The 16,096-nt window shown below is 30.3% G+C and carries 13 protein-coding genes and 2 rRNA genes; 6 read left to right on the plus strand and 9 right to left on the minus strand.

The window, feature by feature from the left end; genetic code table 11:
• The first annotated feature begins 3 nt into the window (after positions 1-3).
• On the plus strand, positions 4-699 hold the full coding sequence (locus tag ACH5BK_RS06955) for an ATP-binding cassette domain-containing protein (protein ID WP_404305804.1): 696 nt from the start codon (positions 4-6) through the stop codon (positions 697-699).
• 2 nt (positions 700-701) lie between these two features.
• Positions 702-2,678, plus strand: coding sequence for a transglycosylase domain-containing protein (locus ACH5BK_RS06960; protein ID WP_404305806.1), 1,977 nt, complete (start codon positions 702-704; stop codon positions 2,676-2,678).
• 77 nt (positions 2,679-2,755) lie between these two features.
• On the opposite strand, the gene glnA is transcribed toward ACH5BK_RS06960, so the two are convergent.
• The 4 genes from glnA to ACH5BK_RS06980 all read right to left on the minus strand — a co-directional run bounded on the left by glnA (position 2,756) and on the right by ACH5BK_RS06980 (position 5,786).
• The gene (gene glnA / locus ACH5BK_RS06965; protein ID WP_404305808.1) at positions 2,756-4,183 is read right to left on the minus strand and encodes a type I glutamate--ammonia ligase; all 1,428 of its coding nucleotides are present in this window, start codon (positions 4,181-4,183) and stop codon (positions 2,756-2,758) included.
• A gap of 123 nt (positions 4,184-4,306) precedes the next feature.
• A complete protein-coding gene (locus ACH5BK_RS06970; RefSeq protein WP_404305810.1) occupies positions 4,307-5,116 on the minus strand; it encodes a histidinol-phosphatase in 810 nt (269 codons plus the stop codon).
• Complete coding sequence (locus tag ACH5BK_RS06975) at positions 5,116-5,562, minus strand: molybdenum cofactor biosynthesis protein MoaE (RefSeq protein ID WP_404305812.1); 447 nt, start codon at positions 5,560-5,562, stop codon at positions 5,116-5,118. Before ACH5BK_RS06975 ends, ACH5BK_RS06970 begins: the two co-directional genes overlap by 1 nt.
• Before the next feature lie 2 nt (positions 5,563-5,564).
• On the minus strand, positions 5,565-5,786 hold the full coding sequence (locus ACH5BK_RS06980; protein WP_404305814.1) for a MoaD/ThiS family protein: 222 nt from the start codon (positions 5,784-5,786) through the stop codon (positions 5,565-5,567).
• Positions 5,787-5,856: 70 nt separating this feature from the next.
• Here ACH5BK_RS06980 and ACH5BK_RS06985 point away from each other — a divergent pair, with 70 nt between their 5' ends.
• Together ACH5BK_RS06985 and ACH5BK_RS06990 are read left to right on the plus strand one after the other, a co-directional pair.
• Positions 5,857-6,516 carry an MqnA/MqnD/SBP family protein gene (locus tag ACH5BK_RS06985; protein ID WP_404305816.1) on the plus strand — a complete coding sequence of 220 codons (660 nt, stop codon included), beginning with the start codon at positions 5,857-5,859 and terminating at the stop codon, positions 6,514-6,516.
• Positions 6,516-7,286: an undecaprenyl-diphosphate phosphatase gene (locus ACH5BK_RS06990; protein WP_404305818.1), complete on the plus strand. Its 771-nt coding sequence runs from the start codon at positions 6,516-6,518 to the stop codon at positions 7,284-7,286. The genes ACH5BK_RS06985 and ACH5BK_RS06990 overlap by 1 nt, the downstream gene beginning before the upstream one ends.
• Here ACH5BK_RS06990 and ACH5BK_RS06995 read toward each other — a convergent pair.
• Both ACH5BK_RS06995 and ACH5BK_RS07000 read right to left on the minus strand, forming a co-directional pair.
• Positions 7,273-8,298, minus strand: a complete 1,026-nt coding sequence (locus ACH5BK_RS06995) for a UDP-N-acetylglucosamine--N-acetylmuramyl-(pentapeptide) pyrophosphoryl-undecaprenol N-acetylglucosamine transferase (RefSeq protein WP_404305820.1) — start codon at positions 8,296-8,298, stop codon at positions 7,273-7,275. The two genes, ACH5BK_RS06990 and ACH5BK_RS06995, sit on opposite strands and share 14 nt — an antisense overlap.
• An 8-nt stretch (positions 8,299-8,306) precedes the next feature.
• Positions 8,307-9,545: an FtsW/RodA/SpoVE family cell cycle protein gene (locus ACH5BK_RS07000; RefSeq protein WP_404305822.1), complete on the minus strand. Its 1,239-nt coding sequence runs from the start codon at positions 9,543-9,545 to the stop codon at positions 8,307-8,309.
• Between the two features lie 28 nt (positions 9,546-9,573).
• On the opposite strand from ACH5BK_RS07000, the gene ACH5BK_RS07005 reads away from it, so the two are divergent.
• Both ACH5BK_RS07005 and ACH5BK_RS07010 read left to right on the plus strand, forming a co-directional pair.
• Positions 9,574-11,448 (plus strand): peptidoglycan D,D-transpeptidase FtsI family protein, encoded by a 1,875-nt coding sequence (locus ACH5BK_RS07005; protein WP_404305824.1) that lies wholly within the window; start codon positions 9,574-9,576, stop codon positions 11,446-11,448.
• Positions 11,449-11,458: 10 nt separating this feature from the next.
• Positions 11,459-11,971 (plus strand): peptidylprolyl isomerase, encoded by a 513-nt coding sequence (locus ACH5BK_RS07010; RefSeq protein WP_404305826.1) that lies wholly within the window; start codon positions 11,459-11,461, stop codon positions 11,969-11,971.
• Positions 11,972-12,054: 83 nt separating this feature from the next.
• Here the strand turns inward: ACH5BK_RS07010 and ACH5BK_RS07015 are convergent, their stop codons facing one another.
• The 3 genes from ACH5BK_RS07015 to ACH5BK_RS07025 all read right to left on the minus strand — a co-directional run bounded on the left by ACH5BK_RS07015 (position 12,055) and on the right by ACH5BK_RS07025 (position 15,879).
• Positions 12,055-12,462 carry a hypothetical protein gene (locus ACH5BK_RS07015; protein WP_404305828.1) on the minus strand — a complete coding sequence of 136 codons (408 nt, stop codon included), beginning with the start codon at positions 12,460-12,462 and terminating at the stop codon, positions 12,055-12,057.
• Between the two features lie 203 nt (positions 12,463-12,665).
• Positions 12,666-12,781, minus strand: a 5S ribosomal RNA gene (rrf, locus tag ACH5BK_RS07020).
• Positions 12,782-12,966: 185 nt separating this feature from the next.
• A 23S ribosomal RNA gene (locus ACH5BK_RS07025) occupies positions 12,967-15,879 on the minus strand.
• Positions 15,880-16,096: the final 217 nt, after the last annotated feature.

Here is a 16,096-nt window from a genome sequence, read left to right on the forward strand (position 1 = left end):
ATTATGTTGAAAGTTGATATTAAAAAATTAAGAATAACTCATAAAGATAATACTTTAGTAGATATATCTTTTAGTATCACTACATCTACTGCATTAATTGGAGAAAGTGGAAGTGGTAAGTCCTTAACCTTAAAAAGTTTATTAAACTTACTTCCAAACTCTTTAGATATTCAAAAAGATATTCAATCTAATTTTGAATTAAATCATAAGACAATAGGATTTATTCCTCAAAATCCTTTTACTTCATTATCCCCTATGACAAAAATATCTAAACAATTTTTTTGCTCAAAAGAAAAACAACAAAAACTTCTAAAGTTAGTTGATTTACCTAATGAAGTTTTAGAAAAATTTCCCAATCAATTAAGTGGAGGTCAAATTCAAAGAATAATTATAGCAATTGCTTTAAGTAATGATGTTAAAATCTTACTACTTGATGAGCCAACTACTGCACTAGATATAAAAAACAAAGAAAACATAATAAAGTTAGTTGATCAGTTAGTAAAAAAGTTTAATATTCTTATACTTTTTGTAACACATGATATTGAATCTATTAGAAATTTATGTGAAAAAATATTAATTATAAATAAAGGAAAAATTGTAGAAGAAGGTTTTACAAAAGAAATTTTACAAAATCCACAAGAAAAATATACAAAAAAATTAATAGATTCAAATTTTAAAAATAAAGATTTTAGGAAATAAATATGATGAAATATATATTTGGATTCTTTGTCATAGTAGGTTTAGTAACATTAGGTTGGCTTTATACTTTATATGATGAGATAAAACATGATGTTGATAAGGTAGTTAATTACAATCCTAAGCAAAGTACACAATTTTATGACAAAGATGGAAGATTAATTGCTAATATTTTTAAAGATGAAAATAGAGAGTATGTAAAATATGATAATATTCCTGCAAGGATCATTGAAGGTTTAGTAGCAATTGAAGATACTCAATTCTTTGAACATCATGGAGTAAATCTTGATGCTATCTCAAGAGCAATGATTAAAAATATAAAAGCTGGTGGTTATGTTGAAGGAGCTAGTACTTTAACACAACAATTAGTTAAAATGTTAGTTTTATCAAGAGAAAAAAAATTAATAAGAAAAATAAAAGAAGCCTTACTTTCTGTTAGACTTGAAACTATTTTGACAAAAGAAGAAATATTAGAAAGATATCTTAATAATGTTTACTTTGGACATGGATATTATGGTATTAAGACAGCTGCAAAAGGTTATTTTAAAAAAGATTTATATGAACTATCTTTAAAAGAAATGAGTATCTTAGTAGGACTTCCTAGAGCACCAAGCTTTTATGACCCTACAAAAAACCCAAAAATTTCTTTTGCAAGAGCTAATCAAGTAATCACTAGATTAAATACATTAGGCTGGATAAATAAAGAACAATATGAAAGATCTATAAAAGAGATTCCTGAAGTGTATAACCAAACACTTACAAGAAATAAAGCACCTTATGTAATTGATTATGTGTTAAAAAAGTTGAAAAAAGATATTCCTGATATTTATTATGGAGGGTATGATATAAAATTAACAATTGACTTAGATGCACAAGAAATTGCAAAAGAAGCATTAAAAAAATCCTATGAACAAGCACTTCAAAGAGATATGCAATATAGAAAAAAAGAAAAAGATTTAGATAATAATTATTATGTAGAAAAATTAAATGGAGCCTTAGTTTCAATTGATAGTAGTACAGGTAAAATCTTAGCTTTAGTTGGTGGGATTGATTATAATGAATCAATGTTTAATAGAGCAGTACAAGCTAGAAGACAACCTGGTTCAGCCATCAAACCATTTTTATATCAAACAGCATTAAATGAAGGATTAAATCCAGCTTCACAACTTGTAGATATATCTAGAACTTATGATTATAAAGATGCAAATGGAAATAAAAAGAAATGGCAACCTAAAAATTATGGAGGAAGATTTAAAGGCTTTATAAATCTTAGAGACTCTCTTGTTCAATCAAGAAATTTATCTACTGTAAACTTAGTAACAGATACAGGAATAGATATTATGTATAAATCCTTAGAAGAATATGGCTTTAAAGGAATGCCAAGTGATTTATCTATTACACTTGGTTCTATGTCAGTATCTCCTTTACAACTAAGTGAATACTTTAGTACTTTTTCAAATCATGGTACAATTGTTAAACCTTATATTATAGAATCTATTTCTAATAAAAATGGTGAAAAACTTATATTTGAACCACAAACAAGAGAAGTAAACTCTCCTGAGCAAACATTTTTAATAACATCAATATTAAAAGATGTAATAAAAAAAGGAACAGGAAGAAGAGCTCAAGTTTCAGGTATAGAACTTGCTGGTAAATCAGGAACTACAAATGATAATGTAGATGCATGGTTTTGTGGATATTCTCCTTCAATTCAAACTGTTATATGGTTTGGTAAAGATGATAATACTCCAATGAGAAGAAGTGAAACAGGAGGAAAGACACCAACACCTGCTTTTGCTTACTTTTATAAAGAATATTTAAAAATACACCCTGAAATTCCAAGAACATTTGAAAAACCTGCAAATGTATATGAGTCAAAAATTAATGGCAAAATTGAATATTATACACATAAATCTCCTCTACCTGAAATAGAAGTAAATATAGTTCCTGAAAACCCTGATGAAGAATTAATAGAGTTTTAATACTCTATTAATTTTATATAAAAAAAGGCAAGTTCTTATGAACTTGCCTTTTTAAGTATCATAACTTAATATAACTATTAACAAGAATACGTTGATTTAAACTCAAATGCTGTTGGTCTAGACTCATCTGGCCAAACTTGTGTTTCAAATTTATAATGTTGATAAGTATCTACCATATCTTGAGTAAATACTGGTTTTAAGAAATCATTATCTCTAATTAGTGCTTCTAATGATCCTCTTAAAGTATGAGGCATTTGTGGAATTTCTCTTTCTCTAATTTCATCTAAAGGCATTTCAAATAAATCTTCATCCATTGGACCAATAGGTTCAACTTTATTAGCAATACCATCAAGACCTGCCATTAACATTGCAGCAAATGCTAAATAAGGACAAGCTGTAGAATCTGGGAATCTCATTTCAATTCTTGTTGCTTTCTCACCAGCACCATAAGGAACTCTACAAGAAGCTGATCTATTTTGAGACGAGTAAGTTAAAATTGAAGGAGCTTCAAATCCAGGGATTAATCTTTTATAAGAGTTAGTTGATGGGTTAGTAAATGCTGCAACTGCTCTTGCATGCTTAAAGATACCACCTACATAGTGTCTAGCCATTTCTGAAAGATTTCCGTATTCACCTTCTTTATAGAATAAGTTTTTACCATCTTTCCAAATTGATTGGTGTACGTGCATACCATTACCATTATCACCAAATAATGGCTTAGGCATAAATGTACAAGATTTACCATTTAAGTGTGCAACCATTTTACAAACATATTTATATTTTTGTACGTTATCTGCAGCTTCAATTAAATCTCCAAATACAATACCAATTTCACCTTGTGCTTGTGCTACTTCATGGTGTCCTAAAACAACTTCTAGTCCAACTTGTTCTAATACTTGCATCATTTCAGCTCTTAAATCAACCATTGAATCAGTTGGTTGAACTGGGAAATAACCACCTTTAGTTCTTGGTCTATGACCCATATTACCTAATTCAAAATCTGTAGCATCTGACCATTCACCTTCTTCTGAATCTACTTTATAATAAGATTCATTTACAGAATCAATAATTTTTACATCATCAAAGATAAAGAATTCATTTTCTGGTCCAAAGTAAGCAACATCACCAACACCAGATTCACTTAAGTGAGTTAAGGCTTTTTTAGCAATAGATCTTGGACATTTTTCATACATTTGACCTTTATAAATATCATAAACATCACAAAATACAATAATTGTAGAATCAGCTGTAAAAGGATCTAAGAAAGCAGTTTCAACATCTGGTTTTAGAATCATATCTGATTTATTAATTGGTTGCCAAGCATCAACAGATGAACCATCAAAAGGCATACCAAATTCTAATTGATCTTCAGTAACTGCACTCATCATATAAGAGATATGGTGCCACATACCTTTCATATCTGTAAATCTAAAATCTACAAATTTTACTTCATTTTCTTCACAATATTTAAAAAACTCTTCAGTATTGTTTACAAACTTACCCATAGTTTTAACTCCTTAAAATAATTAATACAAATATTGTATCAAAAATAAAAAAAACTAAGATAAAAATACTGTATAAAAAATATACAATAGTATAAAATATTATACTTTTAAATAAAACAATATTTAAAAATCAACTTCTATTCTATCTCTTTTATTAAAGTAAGAACATTTTTTATATCCAATTTGTTTTGCTAAAGTAGTTACTTTATCATAAGAAAAACCAATTTGATCAAGACTATGAGCATCAGAAGAGAAAGTTATTGGAATATTTAACTCATAAGAAAGTTCTAAAAGTTCTTTTGAAGGATAAGGTTGTTCAATTGGCTTTCTCAAACCAGCACTATTTATTTCAATTACCATATTAGATTTTTTAATTTGCTTCAAAGCATCTTTTGCAATTTGCTTAATATCTTTATTAGGTAAATACTTAAAAACTTTTATTAAATCTAAATGCCCAATAACATCAAATTTACCAGTTTTTGCAAGTAACCTTACTGCTTCAAAATAATCAATCCATATATCATCAATATTCTTTTTTTTATAGTTACCTATAAACTCAGGATTATCAAATCCCCATGGTTCATCATCTAGGTTATTTTTTTTTGATTCTAAAAAATGAATAGAACCAATCAAATAATCAACATCTGCATTTAATATTTCATCTAACATAGGAATATTTTGCATAAAATCAACTTCATATCCTAAAAGAATATTAATTTGATTTTTATATTTATTTTTAAAATGTAAAATAGTACTTTCATAAAACTCTTTGAAATCTATTGACATTCTATATTTTGGATCAAAATTCATAGGTGCATGGTCTGTAAAACCATAAACGTCAATTCCTAAGCTAATTGCTTTTTGAATATATGATTCTACAGTACCTTGAGCATGATTACAAAGAATAGTATGATTATGTAAATCAACTCTCATTATTTTAAAATCCCTGCTCCATTAATAATCGTACTTCGATCTTCGGCATAAACTCTTTTTCCTTTTATGATATCATATTTCCAAATTGGAGCTTGAGCTTTAAAATCTTCAACAAATTCATCAATCATTTCTAAAGCAACTCTTCTTTTAGGTGAACAAACAGCTGCTATATAAGAACTTTCATGATTTAAAACATCACCTTTTGAATGAGCCATCAAAACAATTGCATTTTTTTGTTTTGCTTTATTTTGCCAAGCTTCAAACCAAGATTTTAAAATTGGCTCATATATATCAAAAGATAAGCCATCGATACTATTTTCATCCCTTACAACACCAACAAAAGTAATAATAGCTCCATAATTTGAATTTTTAAATTCATCATACCATTTTGAGTTTATCTCATTTACATCTAAAGGGCCATCACATAAAATTAGCTTTTCATTCATTATCATCCACCACAAACAGGAGGTAATAAAGAGATTTTATCTCCATCTTTTAAATCTACATCTTTACTAGATACTAAAGTATCATTGATTGCAACAGCACATGTCTCTAACCACGTTGAAACATCTTCATCACTTTTTAAAATTTCACTTAATTGTGATAAGTTATTAATTTCAAGTTCTAATGAATCTTTATTAATAGGTCCAAGAAATTCTACTTTAACCACTTTAACCCCTTTTTACATATTTTTAAGTATTATATCAAATTAAATTTAATAATAGGATGACATAAATCAAATGATATTTGCTAAAATTGATTTCATAAATCTATTACCATTTAATATATATATAAAAAAAAATATTAAATCTAATCAAATTAAATCTATAATAAACTACAAAAAATCTTATCCCTCAGCAATTAATAAAAGATTTAAAAAAAGAAAAGTAGATGCTGCTTTCATTTCATCAATTGCATCAAGGAATGAAAAAAAATTAAATCTTGGTATAGTAGCTAAGAATGATGTATTATCTGTATTATTAATTCCAGGTGAATATAAAAAAGATTATCAAAGTGAGACATCAAATGCTCTAGCAAAAGTTTTAGATTTAGAAGGAAAAGTAATAATTGGAGATAAAGCACTAAAATATTATCATACGACAAAAGATAAAAACTTTATTGATTTAGCACAACACTGGAAAGAAAAATATAATTTACCTTTTGTTTTTGCTGTATTATGTTTTAATTCAAATAAAAAACTCCTTACTAAAATAACAAAAAATTTTGATAAAAAAAAGATAAAAATACCTCAATATATATTGAAAGAATATTCAAAAAGAAGTGGAATATCAACTAATAATATTTTAGAATACTTAAATAAAATAGATTATGACTTAAATATAAAAGAAAAAAGAGCTTTAAAACTCTTTTTAAAACTTACAAAAGAAAAAGGTTTATAATGAATATATTAGATACTATCACTTTAGGTATCATTGAAGGTTTAACAGAGTTTTTACCAATCTCTTCAACTGGACATTTAATAGTAGCAAGTGAGTTTTTAGGATTAGAACAATCAAATGTAAATAAAGCTTTTGAAGTTATTATACAGTTTGCAGCTATACTAGCTGTAATTCTAAACTATCCATCAAAGTTTACATTTTCTCATATTAATTTATGGACAAAAGTATTGATTTCTTTTCTACCAATTGCAACAATTGGATTTATATTCTCAGATCAAGTAAAAGCAATGTTTTCAATTGAAATAGTTGCTTGGATGTTTATAATTGGTGGTATTATTTTTTTAATAGTAGAAAAATTTTATGATGAAAATGAAACTCATACACATGATGTAGAAGATGTAACATATAAACAAGCTATATGGATTGGTGTGGCACAAATTTTTGCTTTAATTCCAGGTACAAGTAGAGCAGGTTCATCTATTATTGGAGCAATGCTTGTAAAATTAAATAGAAAAGCAAGTGCTGAATTTTCTTTTCTTTTAGCTTTTCCTGTTATGTGTGCTACAACAGGATATGACTTACTAAAACATCATGAAGAACTTTTTGCCGCAGGTAATATAATAAATTTAGCTGTTGGTTTTGTAGTTTCATTTGTAGTAGCGTACCTAGCAATAAAACTTTTTATTAAATTTTTAGAAAACTTTACTTTTATTGCTTTTGGTATTTACAGAATTTTATTTGGAATTATACTTTTAGCTATTTTTGTATAATATCACTTATAATATTTTCTACAGCATTAGGCTTAATTGAATTTTTAAGCCTAATACTTATTTCATTAATATCAATTTTATCAATAAGTTTTAAAAACTCATCTTCTTTTAAATCATCTTCCTCACAAATAAATGCCATATTCTTTTCTACTAAATCTTTAGCATTAAAATACTGATGATTCCCTGCTGCATACTTGTATGGTACAAAATAAGCAGGTAAACAGTTCGCACTCATTTCCCACAAAGTTGAAGCACCTGCTCTACTTATAGCAAAATCTGCTTCCCTCATTTTTTCTATAATATTTCTAGAAAAATCAAATACATCAACATCCAAATCATTTTTAGAGTAAAACTCTTTTACTCTCTCGAAATCATTCTTTCCTGTTTGATGAATAACTTTTATTCCTAGATTAATAAGAAAAGGTGTTAGCTTTAATGCAAAATCATTTATAGCTACTGCACCTTGAGAACCACCAAAAAATGCAATTGTTTTTATTTCACTTCTTATTCTTGCTTTCTCAAAAAACTCATTAGATACAGGATAATCTTTAATTGTAGAAAAATCATGAAAAGAAGAATAAACCTGCTTTGCAAATTTTGATGTTATTTCATTTAACTTTCCCATTTTAGAATTCTGTTCATGAATAAAAAGTTTTGTAAAAGGTTTAAAAATAGAAGCAAATGTTCCAGGTGCTGCAGAGAAACCTCCTACAGAAATAACTTTTGAAATATCATATTTATAATACAATCCTAGACAATATATTGTTTTTCTTAATATATTAAATAAAGATAAAATTTTACCTAAACCTTTTTTATTAACAACACCCTTTGTATCTAAAAAAATTTTTTTATATAATCTTTTATCATTTTCAAACCATAATTTATCTTGTCCATTTATTGAACCAATAAAAATAATATTAAATTCTTTCTTATAAAGCTCCTCAATAAACGCATCAGCTACTTTTAAATGTCCACCAGTACCACCACCTGTGACTACAATATTATTACTCATTTAAACTTTTACCTTTTTTCTTTTATATCTTCTTTTTCTACAACTCTACTTATAGATAATACTAAACCTAAAGCTAAACACATAGCAAGCATAGATGAACCACCATAAGATAAAAATGGAACAGCAATACCTTTAATTGGAATCATTCCTGAAATACCATAAGAATTAATCAAAAAAGCAATTATAATCATCAATGCAACCCCTAAAGTAAATAAGTGGTAAATAGGATTTTTAACTCTTCTGCTTATTTTAAATATTCTCCAAACAATAGTAAATATTAAACCAACTAAAATAACTAAACCAAGTAAACCAATCTCTTCTGTCATACCTGCTAATACAAAATCCGTATGAACCTCAGAAAGAAACCCTACTTTTATATCTCCATTTGAAATACCCTGTCCAAAAAAGCCACCATTATGCATTGCATTTAAAGAGTGGGATACTTGGTAAGGTTCTGGTAATTCATCAATCCTTAAATATCCTTCTGCCCAAGCAGGCATAACTGATAAAATTCCATCTTGTACCATAGCCCACCATGAATATATTCTCTTTATTCTATGAGGTGCAGCTAAAATCAAACCTACTAATCCTATTAAAGCAACACCACCTAATACTAAAAATATCTTAAATGATCTATTAGCAAAAATAAGTAAAACGACTAAAATAACTCCTAATAAAACAACCTGTCCTAAATCTTTTTGTAAAAAAGCAACTATAAAAACAACTATAAAAAAAGTTAAAAAATATGGTGCTAATAATAAAGCTTCATCTTTTAAGCCAATTTTTTTAGGCTGATCAATAACTTTTCTATGAAATGACCAAGATAAAAAATATATAAAACCAATTTTAAAAAACTCTACAGGAGATAAAGAAAAACCTGGTAATCTTATCCATCTGTTAGCTCCACCTGAAGCACTAACCATTGAAGATGGTAAAATTGGCATAATTGCCATTAAAATAAAAAAAATTATAAAAAGTGTCATACCAACTTTATTTATTAATTTATCAGGATTTATTAAAGAACAAGCCCACATTAATAATATACCTATAATCCCCACAAAAGCCTGTCTAATAAAAAAATGAAACTGATTATAACCATAAAACTCAACTGTATAAATTGTAAGAGAATATGAAAAAATAATGCTTGTAACAATTAACAAAGACACTAAAATAAATAGTGGATAATCGGCATTAACATTATTGATTTTTTTTTGTCGTGATTTAATATTTATTTTGTTAGAATACATACTCTATTATATAATATTATGGATAAATATGTCTTCAAACAATACCGAAAAAATTAATAAAACAAAAAAAATTGCAATTTTATTTATGCTTATATTTTTATTTTTATTAATTCTTCTATTATCAGTTTCAAAAACAATCTCTGATTATAGAAGATTACCAACATTACAAAGCGAGAAAAAAGAATTATCCGTAAGAGGAGATATAATAAGTGCTGATAACTTTAAAATAGCTTCATCAAAAAAATTATATAAAGCATCTATTGATACAAGACATTTAGCAAAAGATAAAAAAGAACTATTTTTAAAACTATTTTCAATTTATAGCAATATTCCTTACTCAAAATTAAAAACAAAACTTGAAAAAGATAAAACACCTGGATATTTAGTTTTATCATATAATATTGACTCAAGAACAGCTAAAAACTTAAAAGAATTAGCTTTTAAACTTAGAAAACTTGATGTTTTTATTTCAAGAAAAGTAAGAGGAGGAAAAGTCCTTAGAGGATTAAGTATAGTTGAAAGTGGAGAAAAAAGACTTTTTTCCTATGAAGATACATTAACACCAGTTATTGGTTATGTAAGAAAATATGAAAGTCAAAAAGGCAAAACAAGAGTTAAAGGTATCAAAGGACTTGAAAGAAGTTATAATAAAGTATTAAATGAATCAAAAGATGGAATACTAAAAGGAAATAGAGACGTATTATCATATATTTCATTTGATAATAACTCAATAATTAGAAAAAGAATTGATGGAGCAACATTAAAATTAAATATTCCACTTAAATTACAAAAAAATATAGAATTAACAATTGATAGATATAAGGAAAAACTAAATGCAGATGAAATAATTGTTTCAGTTGTAGAGAGTAAAACAGGAAAAGTTTTAAGTTTAGCATCTTCAAATAGATTTAATCCAGAAAATATAAAACAAAGTGATATTCCTTCATTAAACGTAAATGCTATAGAATATCAATTTGAACCAGGTTCAATATTAAAACCAATTTCAATTGCTTTAGTTATGGACAAAGGAAAAATAAAAAAAGATGAATTGCTTTTTGCTTATAATACAAAAGGAAAACCAAATAAAAAAGGTGAATATCCAAAAGGAAAATATAAATTAGGTAGATATACTATAAAAGATGACCACAGATTCAAAAAACACTATTTAACATTAGATGACATTGTTATTTTCTCTTCAAATATAGGTACCTTACAATATGCTCAAAGATTAACAGGACCAGAATTTTATGAAGGATTAAAAAGCTTTGGAATAACTAAAGAAACAGGAATTGATTTACCTTATGAAAGAGAAGGTGTTATGCCAAAAGTTTGGCAATTTGCTGCAGGAGATAAAGAAGGCGAAGATAATGTTTTTAAAGCTACTGTATCTTATGGACAAGGAATGACTTCAACATTTATGCAAATGATAAAAGCATACACAGTATTTCAAAATGATGGATATATGATTACACCTAAAATTGTAGATTACTTAATCCATGATGGAAATAAATACAAACCTTATAAAGATCAACCTCAAAAAGTAATATCAAAAAAAACTGCAAGAGAAATTGAAAGATTATTAGTAAAAACAGTTGAAGAAGGAACAGGTAGATCAGCAAAAATTGAAGGATTAACTGTTGGAGGTAAAACAGGTACAGCACAAATAGCAAGAAGAGGTAGATATTTAAAAAAATATATATCTTCTTTTTTTGGTTTTGTAAATGATGGTGAAAAATCCTATACAATAGGTGTAACAGTATTAAATCCCAACTCTACAGGTAGATATTGGTATTATCATTATGCTTCATGGTCAGCAGTTCCAGTATTTAAAGAAGTAACTAAAAATTTAATTAAATTAAACTATCTTACACCAAAAAAAGATATAATTTCAAATAAAAATTAAAAGGATATTAATGTTTGGTTTTGGAAAAAAAGAACTAAAAGAATATAACTATTCACAAGAAGAACTGGCAAAATTTAATTATGCGAAAGTTACAACAGATAACGGTAGTATTTGGATAAAACTATTTAATCAAGAAACTCCAAATACAGTTGCAAACTTTGCAACATTAGCAAATGAAGGTTTTTATAATGGTTTAAATTTCCACAGAGTAATTGATGGATTCATGGCGCAAGGTGGTTGTCCTGATGGAACTGGTGCAGGTGGACCAGAATGGGCTATTCCATGTGAAACATCAGCAGAAAAACAGATTCATAAAATAGGAAGCTTATCAATGGCACACGCAGGAAAAGATACAGGAGGTAGCCAATTCTTTATTTGTTTTGTTTCTTGTCCACATCTTGATGGAGCACATACTGTTTTTGGAGAAATAGAAGATGAAGATCAAGATAGCTTTGAAACATTAAGTCAAATATATCAAGGAGATAAAATAGTTTCTATTGAAATTTTTGAAAATAAAAACTAATTAAAATTTTATTTAAAGGATTAGTAATACATAAATATTTGTATTACACTCCTTTTATAAATAAGATAATATAAAATTTAATACTAAGAATTTTCTTTTAGAATTTTTTGTTTTAATTCATTTCTATAATCTATAAATTGACTATAACTTATATTCTGATTATGAAACATATTTAATAACTTGTAAGTTTCATCTACATACTTTGAAGGGATATCAACATTTTTTTGTATTTCATATTTCATAAAAATATCTTTTTTTTGTATATTTTCTAATTCTACATCTATATATTTTTTATTTATATCTGTGAATATACCTAAATATGAAATATCATTTTTAAGATATAAAGAAGAAGTAGTAGACTCTAAAAACAATTCCTCATCATTATCATTTATTACTTTTAAATTATATGATTCGTAATATTCTAATACTTCTCTTTTTAATTTTTCAAAAAATACATTTTGTTTTTTTACAATTAAAAAATGTTCTTTCATAATATTTCCTTTAAAAAGAAAATATTAACAATTATAAGTTTAACGTAAAATAAAAAAAGAGAATAATAGGGAAAGGTAAAGAAAGTGGGCTAAAAAAAAAGCTTCTACCTAAAGGAACTGTAAAGAAGTTCAAATAGATAAAAGCTTTTAGAATAAACTGTGCCTTAAAAAGATGAATATCTTTTTGAGAAACAATACTCAAGAGCTGGCAGCGGCCTACGTTTCCACAAGTGAAACCTGCAGTATTATCAGCGATGAAGTGCTTGACTTCCAGGTTCGGAATGGGGCTGGGTATTTCCACTTCTCTATAACCACCAGCAATATGAGTATAAAAAGTTCAAATAAACTCTTTATACTCACATTAGGGTAATGAGTGTAAAGATAATGTTAAAGTCTTATAGCTTCTTAAAAAGATGTTCATCTTTTCAAGGAAACGCTTTGTGAAACAATTCACACATTTATTAAGTAAATATACTTAATAAGATAGTAAACCAAGAAATTTATTAAAAAAAGCCAAACGATCTATTAGTACTAGTCAGCTAAACGTCTTACAACGCTTACACACCTAGCCTATCAACCAGCTAGTCTTGCTGGGATCTTCAGGGAAAGTTCATCTTGAAGTTGGCTTCGAGCTTAGATGCTTTCAGCTCTTATCACATCCGTACATAGCTACCCAACGATGCCCTTGGCAGAACAATTGGTACACTAGTGGTACGTTCATCCCGGTCCTCTCGTACTAGGGACAAATCTCCTCAACTTTCCTACGCCCACGGAAGATAGGGACCGAACTGTCTCACGACGTTCTGAACCCAGCTCGCGTACCGCTTTAAATGGCGAACAGCCATACCCTTGGGACCTGCTCCAGCCCCAGGATGCGATGAGCCGACATCGAGGTGCCAAACCTCCCCGTCGATGTGAGCTCTTGGGGGAGATCAGCCTGTTATCCCCGGCGTACCTTTTATCCTTTGAGCGATGGCCCTTCCACACAGAACCACCGGATCACTATGACCGACTTTCGTCTCTGTTCGACTTGTATGTCTCACAGTCAAGCTAGTTTATGCCATTATACTCAACTGGCGATTTCCATCCGCCATGAACTAACCTTTGTAAGCCTCCGTTACTTTTTAGGAGGCGACCGCCCCAGTCAAACTACCCACCAGACATTGTCCTGGTATAAGATAATTATACACAGTTAGTAACTCAAATATTCAAGGGTGGTATCTCAAGGATGGCTCATCATATACTGGCGTCTATGAATCAAAGCCTCCCACCTATCCTGCACAAGAATATCCAAGCTACAGTGTCAAGCTGTAGTAAAGGTGCACGGGGTCTTTCCGTCTTTCCGCGGGTAGGAGGAATTTTCACCTCCACTACAATTTCACTGGATCCCTGGTTGAGACAGCTCCCATCTCGTTACGCCATTCATGCAGGTCGGTATTTAACCGACAAGGAATTTCGCTACCTTAGGACCGTTATAGTTACGGCCGCCGTTTACTCGGGCTTCGATCAAATGCTTCGCTAATGCTAACATCATCAATTAACCTTCGAGCACCGGGCAGGCGTCACACCTTATACATCCACTTACGTGTTAGCAAAGTGCTGTGTTTTTGGTAAACAGTCGGGAGGGACTCTTTGTTGCAACCTCTTTAGCTTTTGAGAGTAAATCTCTATACCAAAGTAGGCACACCTTATACCGAAGATACGGTGCTAGTTTGCAGAGTTCCTTAACCAGGGTTCTTCCACGCGCCTTAGAATACTCATCCCACCCACCTGTGTCGGTTTACGGTACGGGCAACAAATAATATACTTAGTGGCTTTTCTTGGCACGACAGTATCATCGATTCTCTATCTCCTCCGAAGAGTGTCAAGAGCCTATAAGATCTCGGCTTCATGTAACCCGGATTTGCCTAAGTTACAGCCTACGTCCTTCGACCCACTATTCCATCAGTGTGCTCGATTAACTCTATGCGTCCCCACATCGCGCTTATTTGTTGGTATTGAAATATTAATCAATTTGCCATCGTCTACCCCTCTCGGACTCGACTTAGGTCCCGACTAACCCTACGATGACGAGCATCGCGTAGGAAACCTTGGGTTTTCGGCGAAGAGGATTCTCACCTCTTTTATCGCTACTCATGCCTGCATGCTCACTTCTATCCGCTCCAGCGCTCCTTGCCGGTACACCTTCAACGCTGAATAGAACGCTCTCCTACCACTCAAGTAAACTTGAGTCTAAAGCTTCGGTGCATATCTTAGCCCCGTTATATTTTCCGCGCAGAATCACTAGACCAGTGAGCTGTTACGCTTTCTTTAAAGGATGGCTGCTTCTAAGCCAACCTCCTGGTTGTCACAGTAACTCCACATCGTTTTCCACTTAGATATGACTTTGGGACCTTAGCTGTTAGTCTGGGTTGTTCCCCTCTCGACATAGGATTTTATCACCCTACGCCTGACTCCTGTGATTACACATATAGTATTCATAGTTTGATAGGGTTTGGTACCGCGGTAAGCAGCCCTAGCCCATTCAGTGCTCTACCCCTATATGCTACTACACAAGGCTATACCTAAATATATTTCGGAGAGAACCAGCTATCACGAAGTTTGATTGGCCTTTCACCCCTATCCACAAGTCATCCGAGGACTTTTCAACGCCCACCGGTTCGGTCCTCCACTGGCTCTTACACCAGCTTCAACCTGCTCATGGATAGATCACTTCGTTTCGGGTCTGCAGCATCTGACTAATTCGCCCTATTAAGACTCGCTTTCGCTACGGCTTCGTACTTGACTTAACCTTGCCAGACACCACAACTCGCAGGCTCATTATGCAAAAGGCAGTCCGTCACCCTGATAAATCATAGGGCTCCGAATGATTGTAAGCTAATGGTTTCAGGTTCTATTTCACTCTCCTCACTGGAGTACTTTTCACCTTTCCCTCACGGTACTTGTTCACTATCGATCTGTAAGTAGTATTTAGGATTAGAGGGTGGTCCCCCTAGATTCAGTCAAAATATCACGTGTTCCGACCTACTCAGGATACCATTAGAGCTATTGAAAATTTCGATTACAGGAGTATCACCTTCTATGCTATAGCTTTCCAACTATTTCTTCTATCTTCTTTAGTCTCATGTTATGGTCCTACAACCCCCAATGCAAGCATTGGGTTTGTCCTAATCCGCGTTCGCTCGCCGCTACTAACGGAATCTCATTTGATTTCTCTTCCTGTGGTTACTGAGATGTTTCACTTCGCCACGTTCGCCCCTCGAAAGGTAACATATATCTCTATATGCTGGGTTGTCCCATTCGGAAATCTACGGATCAAAACTTCTTGACAGTTCCCCGTAGCTTATCGCAGTCTAGTACGTCCTTCTTCGCCTCTTACAGTCTAGGCATCCACCATTAGCCCTTAATAGCTTATTTTTGTTGATAAAGTAATTTACATTACTTCACCGTTTTGAATAATTATTCCTTGGCTACTATCTTATTAAATATATTGCTACATCTAATAAAAAAGTTGTGTTTTTAAAATTGTTTCGTTTTTTAGTTTATATTTAAACTCTCATTTAAATATTCGCTAGAAAAATTTTAAGACTTTAACATTATGTTTTTAAATATCATATCCTTTATTTCTAAAGAA

Origin of the sequence: Arcobacter sp. YIC-80 (genome assembly GCF_044841725.1) — a bacterium.
GTDB lineage: Bacteria > Campylobacterota > Campylobacteria > Campylobacterales > Arcobacteraceae > Arcobacter_B.